Annotated in this window: 9 protein-coding genes and 1 pseudogene; 3 read left to right on the forward strand and 7 right to left on the reverse strand. The window is 66.2% G+C overall.

The features are described 5' to 3' along the window. Positions 1–220: 220 nt before the first annotated feature. From CSW63_RS08145 to CSW63_RS08155, 3 genes are all read left to right on the forward strand, one after another. Positions 221–7819 (forward strand): hypothetical protein, encoded by a 7599-nt coding sequence (locus CSW63_RS08145; RefSeq protein WP_062093754.1) that lies wholly within the window; start codon positions 221–223, stop codon positions 7817–7819. Between the two features lie 154 nt (positions 7820–7973). Beyond that, positions 7974–9992 carry an N-acetylglucosamine transferase gene (locus CSW63_RS08150; RefSeq protein WP_062093755.1) on the forward strand — a complete coding sequence of 673 codons (2019 nt, stop codon included), beginning with the start codon at positions 7974–7976 and terminating at the stop codon, positions 9990–9992. After that, positions 9971–12409, forward strand: a complete 2439-nt coding sequence (locus tag CSW63_RS08155) for an FkbM family methyltransferase (protein ID WP_062093756.1) — start codon at positions 9971–9973, stop codon at positions 12407–12409. Before CSW63_RS08150 ends, CSW63_RS08155 begins: the two co-directional genes overlap by 22 nt. 5 nt (positions 12410–12414) lie before the next feature. On the opposite strand, the gene CSW63_RS08160 is transcribed toward CSW63_RS08155, so the two are convergent. From CSW63_RS08160 to CSW63_RS08190, 7 genes and pseudogenes are all read right to left on the reverse strand, one after another. After that, the gene (locus CSW63_RS08160; protein ID WP_062093757.1) at positions 12415–13212 is read right to left on the reverse strand and encodes a MaoC family dehydratase N-terminal domain-containing protein; all 798 of its coding nucleotides are present in this window, start codon (positions 13210–13212) and stop codon (positions 12415–12417) included. Then, on the reverse strand, positions 13212–14375 hold the full coding sequence (locus tag CSW63_RS08165) for an acyl-CoA dehydrogenase family protein (RefSeq protein ID WP_062093758.1): 1164 nt from the start codon (positions 14373–14375) through the stop codon (positions 13212–13214). The genes CSW63_RS08160 and CSW63_RS08165 overlap by 1 nt, the downstream gene beginning before the upstream one ends. Further along, the gene (pcaF, locus tag CSW63_RS08170; protein WP_062093759.1) at positions 14375–15574 is read right to left on the reverse strand and encodes a 3-oxoadipyl-CoA thiolase; all 1200 of its coding nucleotides are present in this window, start codon (positions 15572–15574) and stop codon (positions 14375–14377) included. The genes CSW63_RS08165 and pcaF overlap by 1 nt, the downstream gene beginning before the upstream one ends. Before the next feature lie 95 nt (positions 15575–15669). Further along, positions 15670–16473 carry a hypothetical protein gene (locus tag CSW63_RS08175; RefSeq protein WP_062093760.1) on the reverse strand — a complete coding sequence of 268 codons (804 nt, stop codon included), beginning with the start codon at positions 16471–16473 and terminating at the stop codon, positions 15670–15672. A 16-nt stretch (positions 16474–16489) separates the two neighbouring features. After that, a pseudogene (locus tag CSW63_RS08180) lies at positions 16490–19109 on the reverse strand (TonB-dependent receptor). A 325-nt stretch (positions 19110–19434) separates the two neighbouring features. Further along, on the reverse strand, positions 19435–19956 hold the full coding sequence (locus CSW63_RS08185; RefSeq protein WP_099504029.1) for a hemerythrin domain-containing protein: 522 nt from the start codon (positions 19954–19956) through the stop codon (positions 19435–19437). A 164-nt stretch (positions 19957–20120) separates the two neighbouring features. Continuing rightward, entirely contained in the window at positions 20121–22253 is a 2133-nt protein-coding gene (locus tag CSW63_RS08190; protein ID WP_099503832.1) for an amylo-alpha-1,6-glucosidase, read from the reverse strand. Between the last annotated feature and the right edge of the window lie 5 nt (positions 22254–22258).

Genomic DNA, 22258 nt, shown 5'->3' on the forward strand with positions numbered 1-22258 from the left:
GGCTTTTAATCCCGTGATGCATTGACCTGAAAGGGTTTTTTGAAGTGCGGGACCTTTCTGCGGAGAGGTTCTTCGGCGCGGGCGGCGGCAAAGTTGATCTGCGGCCGCGTGTCTCGTTGAAAGGTGTTGGAAAGGAAATATGGTTACCGCGACGTAGCCGTGGTCTGGCTATATTAGGCGCTCGCGTACGAGGGCGTCTTCAGCACTGCTCGGGCGCGCGATGGGGGCGTCCACCAGCAAGGATGGACGTATGGCGATCTCCAGTCTTTCCGCGGCGCAGATCTCGGCCCTTTCGGTCACCGCGATCCAAGGGCTGACCACCACGGACATTCAGTCCCTCAACGGAACGCAGATCGCCGCCATCAGCGCGACGGGCATCGGCGCGCTCGCCGACACTCAGGTCGCCGCGCTCTCGACGACCCAGGTCAAGGCGCTGACAGCGACGCAGATCCCGAAGTTCGCGACTTCGGTGGTTTTCGACGTCACCCAGCTGACGCAACTCTCCACCCAGCAGGTCTCGGCGCTCACCTCCACCCAACTGGCGGCGCTCGACACCTCCCACATCGCCGTGCTCAGCGCGACGCAGATCAGCGCGCTCTCGGCCAGCAACTTCTCGGGCCTGGACTCCACCCAGGTGGGCCAGCTCAACGAGACCCAGGTCAAAGGACTGACGGCCAGTCAGGTCAAGGGCCTGACCGTCACCGATATCGGCGAACTGGCCAGCACGCAGCTGGCCGCCCTGGCCACCGATCGCATCGCCGCCCTCAGCGTCACCAACCTGTCGGCGCTGGATTCGACGCAGGTGGGCGCGCTCAGCACCAGCCAGGTGGCGGCGCTCTCGACGACCCAGCTCAAGGGCTTGACCACGACGGACATCGGCGAGTTGGCGACGACCCAGGTCGCGGCGCTGTCCGCCGCCCAGGTCGGCGCGCTGTCGCCCACCAATTTCTCAGCCCTCAGCGCCACCCAGGTGGGCGCGCTGTCGGTGACTCAGGTCAAGGGCGTCACGGTTGACCAGATCAAGGGTCTGACCACCACCGATATCGGCGAGTTGGCCGACACCCAGGTGGGGGCGCTGAGCACGTCCCAGGTCGGCGCGCTGGCGACCACCCAGGCGCAGCAGCTTTCGACGACCCAGCTGGCGATCCTGGCTTCGACCCAGGTCGCGGCTCTGGGCGCGGCCAACTTCTCGGCGCTGAACGCCACCCAGGTCGGCTCGCTGAGCGAGACGCAGTTCAAGGGGCTGACGACCGCCCAACTCGGCGCGCTGACCGCCGCCGATATCGGCGAGCTGGCGACCACTCAGATCGCGGCGTTGTCGGCCTCTCAGCTTGGCGCTCTGACCGCCACTGCGGTTTCGGCGCTGGACGCGACGCAGGTCGCCGTCCTGTCGACGACCCAGGTCAAGGGCCTGGCGACGACGCAGTTGAAGGGTCTGTCGGCGGCCGACATTGGCGAACTGTCGAGCACGCAGATCAGCGCGCTGTCGACGACCCAGCTGGCGGGCGTCACTGCTACGAACGTGTCGGCGCTGGACGCGACCCAGGTGGCTGCGCTTTCGGCCACCCAGATCAAGGGGCTGACGGCTGACCAACTGAAGGGGCTCAACGCCACCGACATTGGCGAGTTGGCCGACACCCAGGTGGCGGCGCTGCTGGTCGATCAGATCAAAAACCTGTCTGCGGCCAATGTTTCGGCGCTGAACCAGACCCAGGCAGCGGCCCTGACGACCACCCAGGTCGCGGGCCTGACGGCTTCCCAGGTCAAGGGGCTCACCACCACCGACATCGACGAGCTGTCGGCGACGCAGCTGGGCGCGCTGACGACCGCGCAGATCAACCTTCTGGCCTCGACCCAGGTGCAGGAGCTGTCGACCACCCAGATTGGCGGCCTGTCCTCCACCCAGATCGGCGCGCTGACCCCGACCAACTTGGCCCTGCTGGACGCCACGCAACTCGGCGCGCTGACCGCGACCCAACTCAAGGGCCTGACCAGCGCCCAGATGGCGGGGCTGACGACCACGAACCTCGGCAATTTGGCCGACACTCAGGTCGCGGCGCTGTCGTCGACGCAGCTCGGCGCGCTGACAGCGACTGGCTTTTCCGCCCTGAACAGCACCCAAGTCGCGGCCCTGTCGGAAACGCAGGTCAAGGGCCTGACCGCCTCGCAGCTGAAGGCGCTGAACGCCACCGACATCGGCGAACTGTCCACCACTCAGCTGACGGCGCTGTCGACCGCTCAGCTCGGCGCGTTGACGGCGACCAACGTCTCGGCGCTGGACGCCACCCAGACGGCGGCCCTGACCACCACTCAGATCAAGGGTTTGACGGCCGATCAGCTGAAGGGCCTGACGACAACCGACATCGGCGAGCTGGCGGACACCCAGATCGCCGCCCTGACGGCGGATCAGATCAAGAATCTGTCGGCGACCAATGTCTCGGCCCTCAGCCAGACCCAGGTCGCCGCGCTGAACGGCACCCAGATCAAGGGTCTGACGACCACCCAGCTCCAGGGCCTGACGACGACGGACATCGCTGAGCTGTCCGCGACCCAGGTTGGCGCTCTGGCGACATCGCAGATTTCCGCGATCAGCCTGACCAACATCAAGAGCCTCTCGACCACTCAGGTCAGCGCGCTCAGTGCGGCCCAGATCGGCGCGCTGTCAGCAACGAACTTCTCGGCGCTGGATGCGACGCAGATCGGGGCTCTGAACGAAACCCAGGTGAAGGGCCTGACGACCTCGCAACTCGCCGCCTTGAACGCTACGGACATTGGTGAGCTGGCGACGACTCAACTGGCGGCGCTGGCGTCGACGCAGATCGGCGCGCTCTCGGCGACGGCCTTCTCGGCGCTGGACGCGACCCAGACCGCCGCTCTGTCCACGACTCAGGTCAAGGGCCTGACCGCCACCCAGTTGAAAGGCCTCACGGCCGCTGACATCGTCGATCTGGCCGACACCCAGGTCGGCGCTCTGAGCGCGACGCAGCTGGGAGCCCTGACCTCGACGGGCTTCTCGGCCCTCAACGCAACACAGGTCGCGGCCCTGACGACCACTCAGGTCAAGGGTCTCACCGCCGACCAGCTCAAGGGGCTGACGGCTACGGATATCGGCGAGCTGGCTGACACCCAGGTCGCGGCGCTCTCCGCCGACCAGATCAAGAACCTGTCGGCGGCCAATGTCTCGGCGCTCAGCCAGACCCAGATCGCCGCGCTGAGCAACACCCAGGTCCAGGCGCTGTCGGCCACCCAGTTGAAGGGCCTGACGACCACCGACATCGACGAGTTGTCCGCCACCCAGGTCGGCGCGCTTTCGGCGGCTCAGATCACGGCCCTGGCCTCGACCCAGGTGCAGGAACTGTCCACGACCCAGATCGGCGGGCTGTCCTCGACCCAGGTGGGTGCGATCACCGCGACCAACCTCAGCCTGCTGAACGCCACCCAGCTTGGGGCCCTGACCTCGACCCAGATCAAGGGGCTGACCGCCGGCCAGATGGCCGGGCTGACGACGAACAACATCTCGGCCCTGGCCGACACCCAGGTCGCGGCCCTGTCGTCGACCCAGCTGGGCGCTCTGAACGCGACGAATTTCTCGGCCCTCGACGGCACGCAGGTCGCCGCCTTGACCGAGACCCAGATCAAGGGCGTGACGACCACGCAGCTGAAGGCTCTGACGACCACGGACGTGGCCGAGCTTTCGTCCACCCAGGTTTCCGCGCTGTCGGCGGTCCAGATCGGCGCGCTGACCGCGACAAACTTCTCCGCGTTGAACGCGACGCAGGTGGGAGCGCTGAACGCCACCCAGATCAAGGGAATCACGGCTGACCAGATCAAGGGTCTGTCGACGACCGATGTCGCCGAGTTGGCCAATACGCAGATCGGGGCGCTGAGCGCCGACCAGATCAAGAACCTCTCGGCCACCAACCTGTCGGCGCTGGACGCCACCCAGACCGCCGCGTTGACCGTCACCCAGATGAAGGGCCTGACGAACACCCAGCTCGGCGGGCTGACGACGACGGATATCAGCGAACTGGCCGACACCCAGATCGGGGCGCTTTCCTCGGCTCAGATCACGGCGCTGAACGTTCAAGACCTCACCACCACCCAGATCGCCGGTCTGAGCTCCTCCGTGATCGGGGCGATCGGGCCGACCAAGTTCTCGGCATGGAACGCCACGCAGGTATCGGCGCTGAACGCCACCCAGATCAAAGGTCTCACCACCAGCCAGCTCTCGGCCCTGACGCCTACGGATATCGGCGAACTGGCCGACACCCAGGTCGCGGCCCTGACCGCGACCCAGCTTGGCGCCCTGTCGGCGACCGGTTTCTCGACGCTTGACGCGACGCAGGTGGCCGCGCTGTCGACCACTCAGGTCAAAGGCCTGACGGCCACCCAACTGAAGGGCCTGACGACGACGGACATCGCCGAGCTGTCCGACACCCAGGTGGCGGCCCTGACCGCGACCCAGCTTGGCGCGCTGACGGCGACCGGGTTCTCGGCGCTCGACGCAACCCAGTTGGCGGCGCTGAGCACGACCCAGATCAAGGGGCTTACCGCCGACCAGTTGAAGGGGCTCTCGGCCACCGACATCGGCGAGTTCTCGACCACGCAGGTCCAGGCGCTGACGGCCGACCAGCTTAAGAACCTCTCGGCGACCAATGTCTCGGCCCTCGTCGGCACCCAGGTCGCGGCGCTCAGCAACACCCAGATTCAGTCGCTTTCGGCCACGCAGCTGAAGGGTCTGTCGGTGACCGATATCGACGAGCTGTCGGCGACGCAGATCGGCGCGCTCAGCACGGCGCAGATCGCGACCCTGGCGGACACGCAGGTCGCGGAGCTGTCGACAACCCAACTCGGCGGTCTCACGGCCACCCAACTCGGCTCGCTCAGCAACACCGCCTTGAAGGCGCTGAACACGACGCAGATGCAGGCGTTGTCGGCGACCCAGATCAAGGGGCTCACCGCGACCCAGCTGAAGAGCTGGGGCGCGGACGAATTCGTCGAGTTCTCGACGCAGATCACCAACCTGGCCTCGACGCAGATCGGGGCCCTCACCGGAACGGCGCTGGACAGCCTGAGCACAACGCAAGTCCAGAGCCTTTCGAGCACGCAGGCCCAAGGTCTGGTCGCCACGCAGATCACAGGTCTGCCTTCGCCTGGGTTCCTCCATAATCTGGACTCGACACAGGCCTCGGCCCTGTCGACCTCGGTCATCGCGACGATCACCGCCACCAGTCTGAACGCCCTGACGACGACGGCGACGCAGAGCCTGACCGCCACCCAGCTCAAGGCGCTGACGGCGACTCAGGGCAAAGCCATGGCCGGCGTGTTCATCAACGACATCAGCGAAACCCAGGCGGGTCAGCTAAGCACCAACTTCCTCTCGGCGCTGACGATGTTGGATGGTCTTTACGAGACCCAAGTCCAAGCGCTGACCACGACCCAGATCAAGGCCCTGACGACGACCCAGATTTCGTCGCTGTCCGGCGCGTTCCTGGCACGCATTAACGAAACGCAGGGCGCGGCGCTGACGACTGCGCAGATCGCGGCGTTGGCCTCGACCAATCTGGCGTCGCTGGACACGACGACCGTCAAGGCGCTGAGCACGACCCAGCTCGGCGCCCTCAGCAAGGCGGCGTCCAACGCCTTTGTCGTGGCGTTCCAAAACGATCTCGAAGCGACCCAGATCCCCGGTCTGAGCACGACGACGATCGCGGCCATGTCGAACGGCATTCTGGGTTCGTTCAGCACAACAAACCTGGCCGCTCTGACAGGCACCCAGATGTCGGCCATGTCGACGACCAATCTGAGGGCTCTGGATGAGACCAAGGTCGGGGCGCTGACCGCGACGCAGGTGAAGGGCCTCTCGGCCACTCAGATCAATGGCATGACCTACTATGCGCAGACCTTCAACGAGACCGTCATGGCCTCGCTGAGCGCGACGCAGGTCGGCGGCTTTGACGCCACGGCGCTGCAGTACATGGACGCTACGGACTGGGGCGCCCTCAGCAGCACCCAGATCAAGGGTTTGACGGCGACCCAGGTGAAAGGGCTGACCACCAACGCGGTTGGCCTGCTGGCCGATACGCAAGTCGGTGCTTTGACCACGGCTCAGGTCGCGGCGTTCAGCACGACGGGCTTCTCCGCTTTGAATGCGACCCAGGTGGCCGCACTGTCGAGCACGCAGGTCAAGGCGCTTACGGCTGATCAGCTCAAGAACCTGTCGACCACCGACATGGCCGAGTTCACGACGACACAGATCGCGGCGCTCACCGCCGATCAGCTTAAGAACCTGTCGGCGACCAATGTCTCCGCGTTTGCCGACACCCAGGTTGCGGCGCTGAGCAACACCCAGATCCAGGCGCTTTCGGCTACACAGCTGAAGGGTCTGTCAGTGACCGACATCGACGAGCTGTCGGCGACCCAGATCGGCGCGCTGTCCGCCGCCCAGATCGCGGCTCTGGCCTCGACGCAGGTGCAGGAGTTGTCGACGACCCAGATCGGCGGTCTCACGGCCACGCAAGTGGGGGCGATCCCGGCGACAAACCTGAGCCTGCTCAACGGAACCCAGTTGGGCGCCCTGACGACCACACAGGTCAAGGGCCTGACCGTCGCTCAGCTCGGCGGCCTCAACACCACCAACATCAGCGACCTTGCCGACACCCAGGTGGGCGCGCTGAGCTCGACGCAGCTGGGCGGCCTGACCGCGACCGGCTTCTCGAACCTCAACGGCACGCAGGTCGCCGCGCTCAGCAGCACCCAGTTGAAGGGTCTGACCGCCACGCAACTGAAGGGCCTGACCACCACCGATATCGGTGAGCTCGCCGACACCCAGATCGCAGCGCTAAGCGCGGCCCAGATCGGTTCGCTGTCGTCGACTAACGTCTCGGCGCTGAACGCGACCCAGGTCGCGGCCTTGACGACCACCCAGATCAAGGGTCTGACCGTCGATCAGATAAAGGGTTTGACGACGACGGACATCGGCGAATTGGGCGACACCCAGATCGCCGCCCTGGCCACCAGCCAGCTGGCCGCCCTGTCCACGACCAACATCTCAGCCTTCAACGCCACGCAGACGGCGGCGCTGACCGTAACGCAGGTCAAGGGGCTGACGGTTGATCAGGTGAAGGGCCTGTCGACGACGGATATTGGTGAGCTTGCCAACACCCAGGTGGGCGCGCTGACCAATTCGCAGATCACCGCCTTGGCCACCACCCAGGCCCAGCAGCTGACGACCACCCAGTTGTCGGCCTTGAGCGGGACTCAACTGGGGGCCCTGACGGCGACGGTCTTCTCGACGCTCGACGCGACCCAGATCGGTTCGCTCAGCAGCACTCAGGTCAAGGGTCTGGTCAGCAGCCAGCTGGCAGGTCTGACGACGACCGATATCGGTGAGTTCGCCGACACCCAGATCGCGGCGCTGGCCGTCACACAGTTGACCGCCTTGTCGGCGACGAACGTCTCGGCGCTGACCGCCACCCAGACGGCGGCGCTATCGACGACCCAGGTCAAGGGGCTGACGACGACGCAGCTGAAGGGGCTGAGCTCGACCGATATCGCCGACTTGACCGCGACCCAGATCGGCGCGCTGGCCTCAACCCAGCTCGGCGCCCTGACCACCACGGTGATCGACAGCTTGACCACGACCCAGATCGGCCAATTGCAGCCCACGCAGCTGCCAGGTCTGACGTCGACCCAGCTCGACTATCTGTCGACCACTAATATCGAGGCGATGACCAGCACGCAGGCGAATGCTCTGACCAGCACTCAGGTGCAGAGCCTGAGCGACGCTCAGGTGGCCTCGTATCTGAACGTCACCTAACCGTGGCCTCCGCCGATCGCTCCGTTCGGAGCGGTCGGCGGATCGCTCTTCGGCCGATGGTCGAGGTTTCGGCCCCATGCCATCATCGCCCAGGGCTGACTCGCGCTCTGCGTTTCCCTGTGCTTGTCCGCCGCCTATCGCTTTCAGGAAGACAATGGCTGACGTCGACACCCTGGAAATGCTCAGCAAACTAACCGCCGAAGGCTGTTCGCTCGGCGACGTCATCACGCTTGCCGGCGATCTCGCCACCCAGGGGCAGCCGGCCCTCGCGGACCAGGCCTACAAGATTTGGGTCAAGTTCAACGCCGAGCATCCGCAGCTGTCCGTGGCGCTGTTCAACCGCTCGGTGTTGCAGGCCGCGCTCGGCGATAACGTCGGCGCCGCCACCTCGCTCGAGCAGGCCATAGCCATCAACCCTGACTTCATGCCCGCCTATGTGAATCTGGGCGGACTCCAGGAGCGGGCGGGGCTGAACGAGCTGGCCATCGCGACCTGGGAGGCCGGAGCCAACCGGCCGTTCGTGCTCAGCGGCATGGGGGTCAGCTACGCCTTCACCTGCCTCAAGCAGATCGCGCGTCTGCTGGGCGACATGCACCAGCCTGCGCGGGCGGAATTGGCGCTGCAACGCGCGGCCGACATTGATCCCAGCGCCATGGACGTTATCGGTCAGCTGGTCGCCACGCGCCTGTCGCAGTGCAAGTGGCCCGCCGTGCAGCCGAACGATCGCCTCAGCCGTGAAGCGCTTTTGAACGGCGTCAATCCGCTGTCGATCGCGGCCTATTCGGATGATCCGCTTCTGCAACTTGGCGCGGCCAACCAGTTCATCGAGCGCGAGGCCAAGACCACGCCCGAGCAGATCCGCGCCGACCGCCGTGATGCGCCGATCGACCTCACCGGCCGCCGGCCGCGGATTGGCTATATTTCATCCGACCTGCGCGACCACGCCGTGGGTTACCTGATGGCCGAACTATTCGAGGTGCACGACAAGTCGAGGGTCGAGGTCTTCGCCTATTACTGCGGACCGGAGTCCAGCGATGGCCTGAACACGCGAATCCGCGCGGCGGCCGAGCATTTCACCGATATCCGCCTGATGAGCGACGACGAGGCCGCCCAGCGCATCGCCGACGACGGCATCGACATTCTGGTCGACGTGAACGGCCACACCCGCGACGCCCGCACGGCCGTCTTCGCGCGGCGTCCTGCGCCGATTATCATCAACTGGCTGGGCTATCCCGGCACGATGGGCAGCGACTATCACCACTACATCATCGGCGATCCGTGGATCATCCCGCCGGAGATGGAGCTCTATTACTCCGAGGCCGTCCGTCGGATTCCCTGCTATCAGCCCAACGACCGCCGCCGCGTCGTGGCCAGCGAGGTCCCGACGCGCGCCGAGGCGGGCCTGCCCGCAGACGCCTTCGTGTTCTGCTGCTTCAACGGCACGCAGAAGATCACGCCGCACGTCTTCGACCGATGGATGGAGATCCTCAAGCGCACGCCCGGCAGTGTGCTCTGGCTGCTGGAAAGCAACCCGGAGACCAACGCCCGCCTGCGCGACAGCGCCGAGGCGCGCGGTGTGGATCGGACGCGTCTGGTCTTCGCGCCGAAGATGCAGAACGCCTTCCATCTGGCGCGCTATCGCCTGGCGGACCTGTTCCTCGACACCACGCCCTATGGCGCCCACACGACGGCCTCCGACGCCCTCTGGATGGCTGTGCCGGTGCTGACTTGGTCCGGCCGCTCGTTCGCTTCGCGGGTCTGCGGCAGCCTGGTGCGTAGCGCCGGCTTGCCTGAATTGGTCGTCGACAGCGCTGAAGCCTATGTCGAAAAGGCTGTCGAGATCGGTTCTGACCGTGCGCGCGCCCAAGCCTTGCGCGCGACGCTGGAGGCCAATCGCGACACCTGCGTCCTGTTCGACATGGACCTGTTGGCCGACAAGCTGGAGGCGCTCTACAGCGAGATGATCGCCGAGTATCAAGCCGGCCATCGCCCGAAGCCCAACCTCGCCAATCTCTCCACCTACCTGGAGATCGGGCTGTCGCTGGATCGCGATGAGCGGGAGGTCCAGAGCGAGTCCGATCTGCACGCGGTCTATCGTCACGAGTTGGCGCGGCGTCACGCCGTCAAGGCCATGGCGCCGGATGGGCGTCTCTGGGAAGGCCAGGATCGGTGAACCACGACCAACTACAGGCCCTAAAGCTGGACGGCTATGCGCCGCGCACGATGCTGGACGTCGGCGCGCATGTCGGCAGCTTCACGCGCGGCTTCCTGCAGGTGTTTCCCGACTGCGCGCCGACGCTGGTCGAGCCCAATCCATTCTGCGAGCCCGATCTGGCGGCGATGCCGTTCGAACGGCACATGGTCGCCGCCTCGGACGAGAACGGCGAGGCTGAGCTGTTCCTGACCAAGGAATGGCTGCAGTCGACGGGGACATCGCTCTATCGCGAGAACACCGACTTCTTCCGCGACGATGTGATGATCCGCCGCGTCGTGCCCAAGGCGCGGCTGGATGATTTGCTGGCGGGGCGTCGCTTCGACTTCGTGAAGATCGACACCCAGGGCGCGGAACTGGACGTGCTGCGCGGCGGCGAGACCGTCCTGCGCCAGGCCGACTACATCCTCCTCGAGATCTCGGTCGTGAACTTCAACCAGGGCGCGCCGCCGGCCGAGCTGGTGTTCGCGCAACTGAAGTCTATGGGCTTCGTCCCGGTCGACGTGACCGATTTCCACCGCTTGCGCGGCGTGCAGGACGGCGGGCTTCTACAGCTGGATTTTCTGTTCAAGCGCAGGGCCGCGCGTCCCTCGCAGTTCGCGCAACTGTCCGGACTGAACGATCTTGGCCCGCTGGTCGCCCATCTGCGGGCGCGCAAGGCGGCGGATCCCGCATTCAGCGTGCTGCTGATCGGCGGCGGGCCGCCAGGATGGCCAGAGGACCTCCGTGACGCCACGCTTGGGGGGGCAAACGGGGCGCATGCCGGTGATCTGTCCGATCCGGAGACCTACCGAGGCCTGCTGGCGCAGGTCGCGCGCGAGGGACGCTTCAACTATGCCGTCGCGCCGCATGTGCTCCAGACCCTGGCCCGTCCGTCGGCGTTGCTGGAGCGTCTGCCGCTAATCGCTGAAGCTGGCTGGATCACCACGCCGTCGCGCTATCTCGAGATGCTGCCGGTTGAAGGCCCGCATCGCGGCTTCGCCCATCACCGGTGGGGCGTGGACCATGAGCAGGGCGCGCTGATCCTGGCGCCCAAGACTCCGCTCGTTGAGCGCATGGCCTTTCCGGCTGAAGCGCACTGGCGGCAGGCCACCGACCGCTTCGAGCTGCAGGTCGGCTGGCGAGGCGGCCTGCGCTACGAGATCCTGACAGGGGAAGGCGTACTTCCGACCCAAGACGCCGGGAAGGCGCTGCTCGGGCGCTTCTTCGAGGGCGTGAGCGCCGATGACGCGGCGCCGGTCGCGACGACGGAAGCCCCGCTCGACATCGCGGCGGAGTTGGCTAGGGCAATAGCCGCCGCGCGCGACACGGACTCCGGCCTGCATCCGCTGGGGCGCATGAAGTACTATCATGACGCCGTCAGCCTGATCCTGTGCGAGCCGCTTGCCGCCGAGCGTCTGGCCTTGTTCGAAGCGTTGCTCGACGAGGCGGCGGCGCTGCGGGTCGAGCCTCCGACGCCGGAATGGCGCGACTGGGTGATCCACTATCAAGTGGTCATGGAGGCGTTGACCGGCGCCGAACTGGACGCGCCTACGCCCGACGCGTTGGACGATGGCCCTCAGGTCTTTCTGACCGGCGATGGCCGCACGCTCGACGGCGAGGGGCTGAAGGCGCACGCCGACGCCGTGGGCGCCCAGGTCGTGTTCTTCGCCGCGGCCGACGCGCGCTATGTCGAGCTCTACGGGCGCTGGCTGGCCTTGTCGGTCATCAAGCACAGCGACGTGCCGTTCCTGGTGGTGATCCACGTGATCGGTGGGGCCGAACGCCTCGCGGAGGCTGCCGCAACCGTTGGCGTGAGCGACCCCCGCCTCATCTTCACCGGTGACACCTTCGACGCCTCGGCCATCACTACCCGGTGTTACGAAGCCCCTCCCAAGGGGCTGATCGAGATCCCTGTCGCGCACTACCAGTCGGTGCGTTTCCAGCGCCTGGGCGGGCTGCTGGATATGCTGCAAAGGCCCGTCTTCGTCTCCGACATCGACCTCTTGCTACAGCGAGGCGTCGAGGACCTTTTGGACCAGTGGCGCGACGCCGACTTCGTCATCAACGAGAATGAACGCAACACCCAGGCAGGTTCGCGGATCACCGCGAACCTGCTGTTGGCGCAGCCGACGGCGACGACCGCGATCATGCTGCGCTGGCTGCGGGCCTATCTGGATGAGCGGCTGTCGCGAGAGACCGTCACCCGCTGGATCGACCAAGTCGCCCTGAACCTGGCGCGACATCACTTGGCGCTGAAGGTCCCCGACGCGAAGATCGGCGCCTTCGACACCTTCAGCGACATCAACAACGTGATGTTCAGCGCGTACGTGCCCGGCCACCCCTTCCGGTTTCTGTCGCTTTACCACGGCTTCGACACGTCGACGCTGGAGGAGTAGGGCGCTCAGAACGCGACGCGGGCCCGCATCAGGGTGGCGTCGCCGCAGCGGGCCCACAGGTCCGCGCCGTCTTCTGTCAGGCGCCCCTCCGCCGTGACCGTCTCGCCGGCGTAGGCGGGTTTGAGCGCGCGGAACGAAAAGTGGCTGATCTCGCGGGGAGGCATGGCGTCGAGCAGCAGCAGGGCGATCAGAGGCCCATGCACGACGAGGCCGGGATACCCCTCGGCCTGAGTCGCATAGCTCAGGTCATAGTGGATGCGGTGGCTGTTCGAGGTGGCGGCGGAGAAGGCGAAAAGCAGCACGGGATCGGTCGCCGTGGCGCGGCTCCATGCGGCCACGGGAGCCGGCTCGCTGTCGGCCACGCGCGGCGCGGGCGCAGCGCCCGTGTAGACGAGGGTCTGACGCTCCCGGACGCGGACCTCGCCAGCCTGTGAGATCTCGCGATTGACGGTGACGAAGGTGAGGGGGCCGCTGGCGCCCGGCTTTTCCTCGATATTGGCGATGGTCTCGACCAGGTCGGTCTCCTGACCCGCCAGCAGCGCGCCGGAAAAGGTCATGTCGGCCGAGGCGAACATCCGGCGCGGCGCTTCGATCGGCGGGAGGAAGAGGCCGCGACGCGGGTGGCCGTCGGGGCCGAGGTCGGCGCGGGACACAGGTTCGGCGAGACAAGCCCAGTGCCAGGCCGGCGGGACCTCGGAGGGCGGCGGTCGATCCAGCAGCGCCGCCAGCCTGGCGAGGTCGGCGGCCTCCAGCACGGCGGTCCTCTCGCGTGTGCGCCCAATCCAGTCCGCGTACGGCGACATCAGTACGAGCGCGGCAGGCCGAGCACGTGCTCGGCGACATAGGCCAGGATCAGGTTCGTCGAGATCGGGGCCACCTGATAGAGGCGCGTCTCGCGGAACTTGCGCTCGATGTCGTACTCCTCGGCGAAGCCGAAGCCGCCGTGAGTCTGAAGGCACATGTCGGCCGCCGCCCACGAGGCTTCCGAGGCCAGCATCTTGCCGATATTGGCCTGCTCGCCGCAGGGCTGGCCCGCGTCGTAGCGCGCCGCAGCGTCATAGATGGTCAGGCGCGCGGCGTGAGTCTGGGCGTAGGCGCGGGCGATCGGGAACTGCACACCCTGATTCTGGCCGATGGGGCGTCCAAAGACCACGCGGCTATTGGCGTAGTCGCGCGCCTTGCCGATCAGCCAGGCGGCGTCGCCCAGGCACTCGGCCCCGATCAGGATGCGCTCGGCGTTCATCCCGTCGAGGATGTAGCGGAAGCCCTTGCCTTCCTCGCCGATCAGACTGTCGGCGGGGATGACGAGGTTGTCGAAGAAGACCTCGGTCGTGGCGTGGTTCAGCATGGTGGCGATCGGCTTGATCGTCAGGCCCTTGCCGAGCGCGGCGCGCATGTCGACCAGGAACACCGACAGGCCGTCGGCCTTGCGGGAGACCTGATCCTTGGGCGTCGTGCGGGCCAACAGCACCATCAGGTCGGAGTGCTCGGCCCGGCTGGTCCAGACCTTTTGGCCGTTGATGACATAGGTGTCGCCCTCGCGGCGAGCGAAGGTCGAGATCGAGGTCGTGTCGGTGCCGGCCGTGGGTTCGGTGACCCCGAAGGCCTGCAGGCGGATCGAACCATCGGCGATGCGCGGCAGCCAGGTCTTCTTCTGCGCCGTCGAGCCGTGCCGCAGCACCGTGCCCATGGTGTACATCTGGGCGTGCAGGGCTGCCGCGTTGCCGCCGCTAGCGTGGACCTCTTCCAGGATCGCGGCGGCGGCCGTCAGGCCAAGACCGCCGCCGCCGTATTCCTCGGGTATCAGCACGCCCAGAAGGCCTGCCTTGGTCATGGCGGCCACGAACGCGGTCGGGTAGGCCTTCTCACGATCCAGGCCCCGCCAATAGGGCGGGGGAAAGTCGCGGCACAGGGCCCGCACCGTATGGCGCAGAGCCTCGATCAGTTCGGGATCGGCGAGCGACACTAGACGCGCTCGAAGGCCAGCGCCGCGCCCTGGCCGACGCCGATGCAGAGGGTGGCGAGACCGCGCTTGCCGCCGCTCGCCTCCAGTTGACGCAAGGCAGTGAGCACCAGCCGCGCGCCGGACGCGCCCAGCGGGTGGCCCAGCGCGATGGCGCCGCCATTGGCGTTCACGTGCGCGCCATCGTCGGACAGGCCCAGCTGCCGCAGCACCGCCAGACCCTGGGCGGCGAAGGCCTCGTTCAGCTCGACGGTGTCGAAGTCGCCGATGGCGAGGCCCGTCTTGCCCATCAGCTTGCGGACGGCGGGAACGGGACCGATGCCCATGACGCGCGGCTCGACCCCGGCGGTGGCGTAGCCGGTGATCCGGGCGCGCGGCGTCAGGCCATGGCGCTTCACCGCGTCCTCCGACGCGATAATCAGGGCCACCGCGCCGTCATTGACGCCCGAGGCGTTGCCGGCCGTCACCGTGCCGCCCTCGCGGACGATCGGTTTCAGCTTGGCCAGGGCCTCCAGGGTGGTCTCGCGGGGGTGCTCGTCGCGATCGACGATCGTCGGACCGGCCTTGCCGGGGATCTCCACGGGCGTGATCTCGCCGGCCAGGAAGCCGTTGGCCTGGGCGGCGGCGGCGCGGGCCTGGCTGCGCAGGGCGAAGGCGTCCTGGTCCTGGCGATTGACGCCGTAGTCGTCAGCGACGTTCTCGGCGGTCTCGGGCATGGAGTCGACGCCGTACAGCTTGCGCATGGTGGGGTTGATGAAGCGCCAGCCGATGGTGGTGTCGAAGATCTCGGCGTTGCGGGAGAAGGCGCTATCGGCCTTGCCCATCACGAACGGCGCGCGGCTCATGCTCTCGACCCCGCCGGCGATGACGAGGTCGTTGTGCCCCGAAGCGATGGCGCGCGCGGCATAGCCGACGGCCTCCAGGCCCGAGGCGCAGAGGCGGTTGACGGTGACGCCCGGAACCGAGACAGGATAGCCGGCCAGCAGCAGCGCCATGCGCGCGACGTTGCGGTTGTCCTCACCGGCCTGGTTGGCGCTGCCCAGCACCACCTCGTCGATGGCGGAAAGATCCAGGCCGGGATTGCGTGCGGCCAGGGCCTTCAGCGGGATCGCCGCCAGATCGTCGGCGCGCACCTTCGAGAGAGCTCCGCCATAGCGGCCGATCGGGGTGCGGATCCCGTCACAGATATAGGCGGTGGTCATGCGAGCTCTCCCATCGTCGCGATCAAACACTTGTTAGATGCGCGAGGTCTGAGCCTCAACGGTTTTCGAGTTGCGAGCCGAAGGAGCGGCCCGTCTCAGCGTTTGACCGAGGTCGGGGCGGTCATCCGCAGGATTTCGCGGCTGCGACGGGTGATACCGTAGAGCGTTCCCTTGTCGCTCTCATCCCAGTCAATGGCTTGCCCCTCGGCCTCCATCGGCAGGGTTTCCAGATGGTCGAGCACACCGCCGCCATTCGGAACCGCCACGACGTAGAGTTCCGGCAGGTCGTGGCCGCTGAGATAAAGGCGACCGTCGGGACCCCAACCGCCCCCCGAGATGCTCATCGGCTTGATGCGCTCCAGGATCGTGGCGGGCAGGGCCCAGCCTTCAAGTCGCCGCCATTGGTCGTCGAACTTGACGAGGGTCGTATGGCGGTGGTCGCGCGGGGGCTCGCCGCCCTTCGCGTCATAGTTGGCGAACATCGCCCACCAGAAGCCGTCCTTGCGGTCCACCCAGGTGATCGAACCCGTACCCAGGCCCAGAGAGACGCTCTTGCGATGCGCCAGGCTCATGGGATCGAAGAACTCGACCGTGCTGACCTGCGGCGTGCCCGGGAAGTTGGAGCTGGCGCACACCAGATCCCTTCCGATCACGGCGCAGGAATTGATGTGCGGAAAGCGCGACCGCTCGCCGGTCCATTCCCCGCGTTTCTCGCCCGTCTTCTTGTCGAGACGAACGATGTTGAAGTTGCTGACCGCGTAGAGGTCGTGCGGCCCGACCGCGACGCCTTGGCTCGCGTTGCTGGCGTAGCGGCGAACCGTCTCGAAGCCCGCCGTGCTCGGCGATACGGGAGTCGGCGCGGCCTGAAGCGCGACCACTAGAGCTAGGACGAGCGACACGACCCTACCTCTCCGCCTAGAAGTTCACGGCCGCGCCGACCCAATAGGTCCGGCCGTAGTTCGCCCACTCTTGAAGATTGCGGCGGCCAGGGCCAGTCACTTCCTGACGGCCGGTGTTCGACAGGTTCTGGCCTTCGACGAACAGGCTCACGTGCTTGTTCCAGCGCCAGGACAGGCTGGCGTCGAACACGTGGCGACCCTTCCAGTACTGGTCGGAATTGACGTTGGCGTCGTTGATCGTCTCCAGCTGGCCGCCGATGTAGTTGTGCGACACGCGGGCCTCGAAGGGGCCGCGCTGATAGTAGACCGCCGCGTTGGTGGTGATCTCCGGCTGTTGGAACAGGCCCGTGACGCGCGGACCGGTCGAGGTCAGGAACGTGAACTCGGTGTCGAGCCAGGTGACGTTGCCGTTGAAGCCGAACCCGTCGAACGGCGCCGGCAGGAAGGTGAAGGCCTGCTGCACCGCGAACTCGACGCCCTTGATCTTGGCCGTCTCGGCGTTGCGCGGCGTCGAGATCAGGACCGTCTCCACGCCCCGGCCGACGTCCAGCCGCTCGCTCGACGACAGGGTGAAGATCTCGTTCTTGATGTCCTTGGAGAACAGGGCCAGCGAGATCATGCCGTCAGTCGGATAGAGCTCGACGGAGATGTCGAAGCCTTCGCTCTCGCGCGCCTTCAGGTTGGGGTTGCCGCGCGAGAGAGTCGGCTGGCTGCCGTCGAAATTCAGGTTCTCGGTTGCGGCCAGAGAGCCATAGTCCGGTCGGCCGATGGTGTTGGTCCAGGCCGCGCGGACGATCAGGTCCTCACGCGGCTTCCACTGCAGGTGCAGGCTGGGCAGCCAGTTGTCGTAGCTGCCGTTGTTGGACACCGGGGTCAGCACGCCGCCGGTGTTGCGCACCGCGTCGGACTCCACCTTGGTGTGCTCATAGCGCAGGCCGCCCAGAAGGGTCAGGTCGCCGACCTGATAGCTGGCCTGTGCGTAACCGGCCTGCACGTCCTCGCCGACATCGTAGTTGCCGGTCGGCGCGGCCACGGTGGTTGTGAAGCGGCCGCGATTGGCGCGGAAGAAGGCGGTGGCTGCGTCCGCATCGATGCGCGGATCAAGACGGTAGCGACCGGCGATCAGCTCGGCCGGGCCAGGCTTGTCCACTTCGGCGAGGGTGTAGGTGAAGCCCGATCCAGCGCGATAGGTCACCTGACTGTTGCGCGAGTCGCGTTCGCTGGATCGCAGAACGCCGCCGAACTTCACTCGCCAGTGGGCTTCGTCGTCATAGGCGAAGTCCAAGCGCGCCTCGCTCGTGCTTTCGTTGGCCTTGGTCAGCGCGTCCCGGTGCTGCTGCAAGACGTAGTTGGCCGGATTGCGCAGCGCCGCTTCGTTGATCGGGTTGAAGGTCGGGAACAACGGATTGGTGGTGTCGTAGGTGAAGGCGTAGTTGGCGCCTTGGGCGTCGACAGTACGGAACTCTACCGAGTGATTGGGCACCTTGAGGCCGGCCAATGAGTAGACGAAACCGCCTTCGGCTTTCCAGTTCGGCGCAAAGGACCAGGCAAAACCCGTGCGGGCCAGGCCGATCTCGCGGGTCGTGATCGGCTGGTTCAGGTGGATGATGCCACGGCCGCGCGCGAAGGCGCCGCTGGTCGGGGTCTGGTTGGCGACATTGCCCAGCGGTTCGATCCGATACTCGATCCGCTCTTCGTCATCCTCCATGCGCGAGGCCAGCACCGAGGCGTCCCAGCGGAACGTATCGCTCGGGCGGTATTCGAGCTTGGCGTTCAAGCCGCTGCGCTGCTTGGTGTTGTTGTACCAGAACAGGCGCACCTGAGTGGGCACCTGGAAGCCGTTGCCCGTCGCCGCGCCCGACAGCACCGGCGCCCCGGCGGCGGTGTACTCCCGAACGCTGGGCGAGGCGGCCTCGACTTGGGGGATGTCGTAGTCCAGTTGCTCGTGAGAGCCGCCGACGACGACACCCCATTGATCCTCGGCGCCGAAGGTGCGACCGGCGGCGAAGGCCAGGCGATACGAAGGCTTGTCGTTTCGGACATCGCCGCTACGCTCATACTGGCCGTAAGAGGCCATGCCGTTGAAGAACGGGCGTTTGGCGTCGAAGGCGCTGCGAGTCGTGACGTTGATGACGCCGCCGATGGCGTTGCCGTCATTCTCCGGCGTCACTGTCTTAATGACTTCCAGGCGGCCTGCCATCACCGAGGGGACGATGTCCATCGGCACGGTGCGATCGCTCTCGTCTACAGAGGCCACGGGCGCACCGTCGATCGTGGTGCGGTTGTAGGTCGACCGCAGGCCGCGGACGACGGGGAAGCGGGGCTCGCCCTGGTCTTCCATGACCGAGATGCCGGGGATCCGGCGCAGGGCGGCGGCGGTGTTGTGATCCGGCAGCTTGCCGATGTCGTCGGCGGAAACCACGTCAGACACGACGAACGCTTCACGCTTGACCGCGATGGCGGCGCGCTGGGCTTCGCGCTGGCCCGTGATCACCACCTCATCGACGGTCGTCGCGTCCTGCGCGGAGGCGATGACCGGGGCGCTCAGGGCGCTCGTCGCCAACAGACCTGCGATCACTTTGCGAGACACAAACTTGGACACGAGCCGACTCCCACCGCTGATTGGGGCCGGTCATAAGGAGGCTCGACGACGCCAAGGCTAAGGTTTCGTCGCGCTTTGGCGACGGAAAAACGAAGGTTCTGTGTCTGGGGGGGGAGTCCGGTTGTGACGTGTGGTCAAACCCCTGGGCGCCTTAGTCTCAAGCCAGGCCGATAGCGCCTGGCGCTTCGCCCGCGCCCAGACCGGACACTTCAGCCGGCGTCTTGAGCAAAATCGATCTCTAGCTCATCCGTTTGCTTGTTTGGGCGCGGACGGGTGAGGCTCAGCCCCCTGAAGATCCGCGCAATGCAGAAAGGCGACGGGATAACCCGTCGCCTTTGCAAAGCCCGTCGACAGCCTGATCAGGGCTTTGCGAGCACTGTACCCTGCAGGGTGGTCGTCTCGGGAACGGGCGGCCCGCCAGTTTTGTAGCTGGCGATCAGCTGCGCCTTCTCCGCCGCCATCTGCTCCCCCAGCGCGTCCATGTCGAGGCCGGCCTTGCGGGCCTGGCTGAACATGCCTTCGACGCGCTGTTCTTCCTCCTTAACGTGGTGCTCGATCATTTCCGACAGCACCTTGACCTTGGCGTCGTAGAACGCGTCATCCGGACCGCCAGCCTCGATCTCGGCGATCAGCACCTTGGCGCCGTCATGCTCGACATAGGCCTCCTTGAGCAGGTCCTCCTCCACCTTGCCCTCGCAGGCCGGGTAAAAGATGTCCTCTTCGAGCTTTGTGTGGACCGTCAGCTCCATGCAGATCTTTTCGGCCAGGACCTTTTTCTTGCCGTCACCCTTGGCGGCTTCGAATTGGGCGAAAAGGTCTTCGACCTTTCTGTGGTCGGCCTTCAGCAGGGCCACGGCGTCGAGTTTGGGGGCGTCAGCCATCTTCGTGGTCTCCATAAAACAGCCAGGGAGACTGTTGGAAGGGGTAACGGGGGGCTTGTGGCCTTGTTCCAAGAGCGGCAGGTCTTGCGAGACGTTCTCGAACGCCCCCGTGGGATACCCGCCTTGGATGTCCTGCTTCTCGAACCTCAGACGCGGCGGGGGCGCTAAGTGTCCTTTCTGACGATCAAGACCTCGACCTGATCGTCCTTCTGATGGAAACGGATGTCGACCCGCGCGGCGCCGAGCGGAAGATCCTCGATCTCCAGCCGATCGATCCCAATCGGGAGGCGCGGCTGGGTGACGCTGACCGCGCCGGTCCATCCATCGACCGTCACGCCCAGGCACGCCTGCAGCATCATGAAGATCGATCCGGCCGCCCAAGCCTGCGGCAGGCACGCGACAGGGTACGCGACCGGCGGTTCGCCCGCAGCCCGCTTGAAGCCGCAGAACAGTTCGGGAAGACGCATCTCGAAGCTAGCGGCGGTCTCGAACAGGCCTGCGGTCAGCCGCACCACGCCGTCGCGCTCGCCGTAATTGGCCATGCCCTGCGCGCAAAGGCCCGTATCGTGAGGCCAGATCGACCCGTTGTGATAGGACATCGGATTATAGCGCGGCTGTCCCTGGGCCAGGGTCCGTATCCCCCACCCTGCGTTGAAGTCCGGCGCCAGAAGAGTCTGGATGACCGCCTGAGCCCTGTCAGGGCTGGGCAAGCCCGAGAACAGCAGGTGGCCAGCATTGGAGCCGCGGACTTCGCAGGGCTTGCCCTGGCCGTCGATGGCCATGGCGTAGAACTGCTGGTCCTCCATCCAGAACCGGCTCTCGACCACGTCACGAAGCTGATGGGCGCGGGCGAGCCAGCCCTGGGCCAGTTCGGCCTCGCCCCGCCGTTCGGCCAGCCGCGCCATGCCCTTGAACGCCGCGAAGGCGTAGCCCTGTACTTCGACCACGGCGATGGGCCCCGCGGGAAAGCGGCCGTCGGCATGAAAGACGCTGTCCTCACTGTCCTTCCAGTTCTGGTTCGACAGGCCCGTATCGGCGCCGCGCGCATAGTCGATCAGGCCATCTCCGTCGCTGTCGCCGAAATCCTCGATCCACGCGATGGCCTTCCGCAACGACGGCCACAGCGCGTCGACAAAGTCCAAGTCGCCCGTGCGTTCGGCGTAGGCGCAGGCCAGGGCGACAAACAGCGGCGTCGTGTCGACCCCCCCGTAATAGCGCCCGAACGGCAACTCACCGAGCGTGGTCATCTCGCCCCGCCGGGTCTCGTGCATGATCTTGCCCGGCGCGCTGTCCTGAAAGGCCGATATCTCCATCGCCTGATGTCGAGCCAGATAGGACAGGACGCCACGGGCCAGACCAGGCTCGATCCACAACACCTGCCAGGCGGTGATGATTGCATCGCGTCCGAACGGTGTCGAAAACCAGGGAATGCCGGCGTAGGGGTAGGGCCCTGTATCTAGCTCCGTCGTCAGCAGGGCGAGATCAGCTCTGGATTTCTGGATCCACTCGTTGAACAGACGGCCCGAACTATGCACGCGCGCGCCTCGACGCGTACGCCGCCGCATGTCCAGGCGCGCCTGCGCGGCGGCCGCCCGCCAACGCTCGCGGCAGGGCGCGGGGGCCAGGACCGGGCCGATCTCGAGATAGAGCTCGAAACGATCTTCGCTGGAGAGCATGAACAGAAAGTCCGCGCGGTTCGCGGTCAATCGACCCGGCGGCTCCGAAAAACTGATGACGCTGCCCCGCTCGATGTTGTCCAGGCCCACATAGTCGAAGGCCACGCTGCGCCCCGCCGCGCGGGCCGGCGACCGGCGGCCGCGCGCGATGCGTTTGGAGCCCCGAACCTCGAACATGTCGGCGAAGTCGGCGTCGAACTCCAGCGCCACGGGCGCCATAACCAGGTCGCGACCGTAGTTGGTGAAGGTTAGGCGCTCATAGCACCGGCGGTCCCACAGGAAACGCTTCCGCTCGACATGGATCACGCCATGAGGCGCGGCCCCCGCCCCCAGCAGGGGTAAGTCCTGGTTGGTGTTGTGGCTGCTGAAGAAGACGTTGTCCTGCGACACCGCCGCGCTCAACAGGGACGGTTGGTGGCCGCCCAAAGTCAGCCTCAGCCTGGAGATCAGCCGCGTGTCGTTATGAAATAGGCCATCGCCCGCGCCGACGATGTCGCCGAACGCGTCGGCGACCATGAAGGTGTCATGGTCCTTGAGTGCGAACAGTCTGAACGGCGAGCGTGGTTCGCGCGCATCTAAGTGTTCGCTGGGCGCAGTGTCGACGGGAACCGGTTGATTCATCTCCG

The organism is Caulobacter sp. FWC26, from assembly GCF_002742645.2.
Taxonomy (GTDB): domain Bacteria; phylum Pseudomonadota; class Alphaproteobacteria; order Caulobacterales; family Caulobacteraceae; genus Caulobacter.

Coding starts and splice junctions, on each gene's coding strand:
- CSW63_RS08145 (WP_062093754.1), top strand. CDS start 221: ATGGGGGCGTCCACCAGCAAGGATGGACGTATGGCGATCTCCAGTCTT.
- CSW63_RS08150 (WP_062093755.1), top strand. CDS start 7,974: ATGGCTGACGTCGACACCCTGGAAATGCTCAGCAAACTAACCGCCGAA.
- CSW63_RS08160 (WP_062093757.1), bottom strand. CDS start 13,212: ATGTCGCCGTACGCGGACTGGATTGGGCGCACACGCGAGAGGACCGCC.
- pcaF (WP_062093759.1), bottom strand. CDS start 15,574: ATGACCACCGCCTATATCTGTGACGGGATCCGCACCCCGATCGGCCGC.
- CSW63_RS08185 (WP_099504029.1), bottom strand. CDS start 19,956: ATGGCTGACGCCCCCAAACTCGACGCCGTGGCCCTGCTGAAGGCCGAC.
- CSW63_RS08190 (WP_099503832.1), bottom strand. CDS start 22,253: ATGAATCAACCGGTTCCCGTCGACACTGCGCCCAGCGAACACTTAGAT.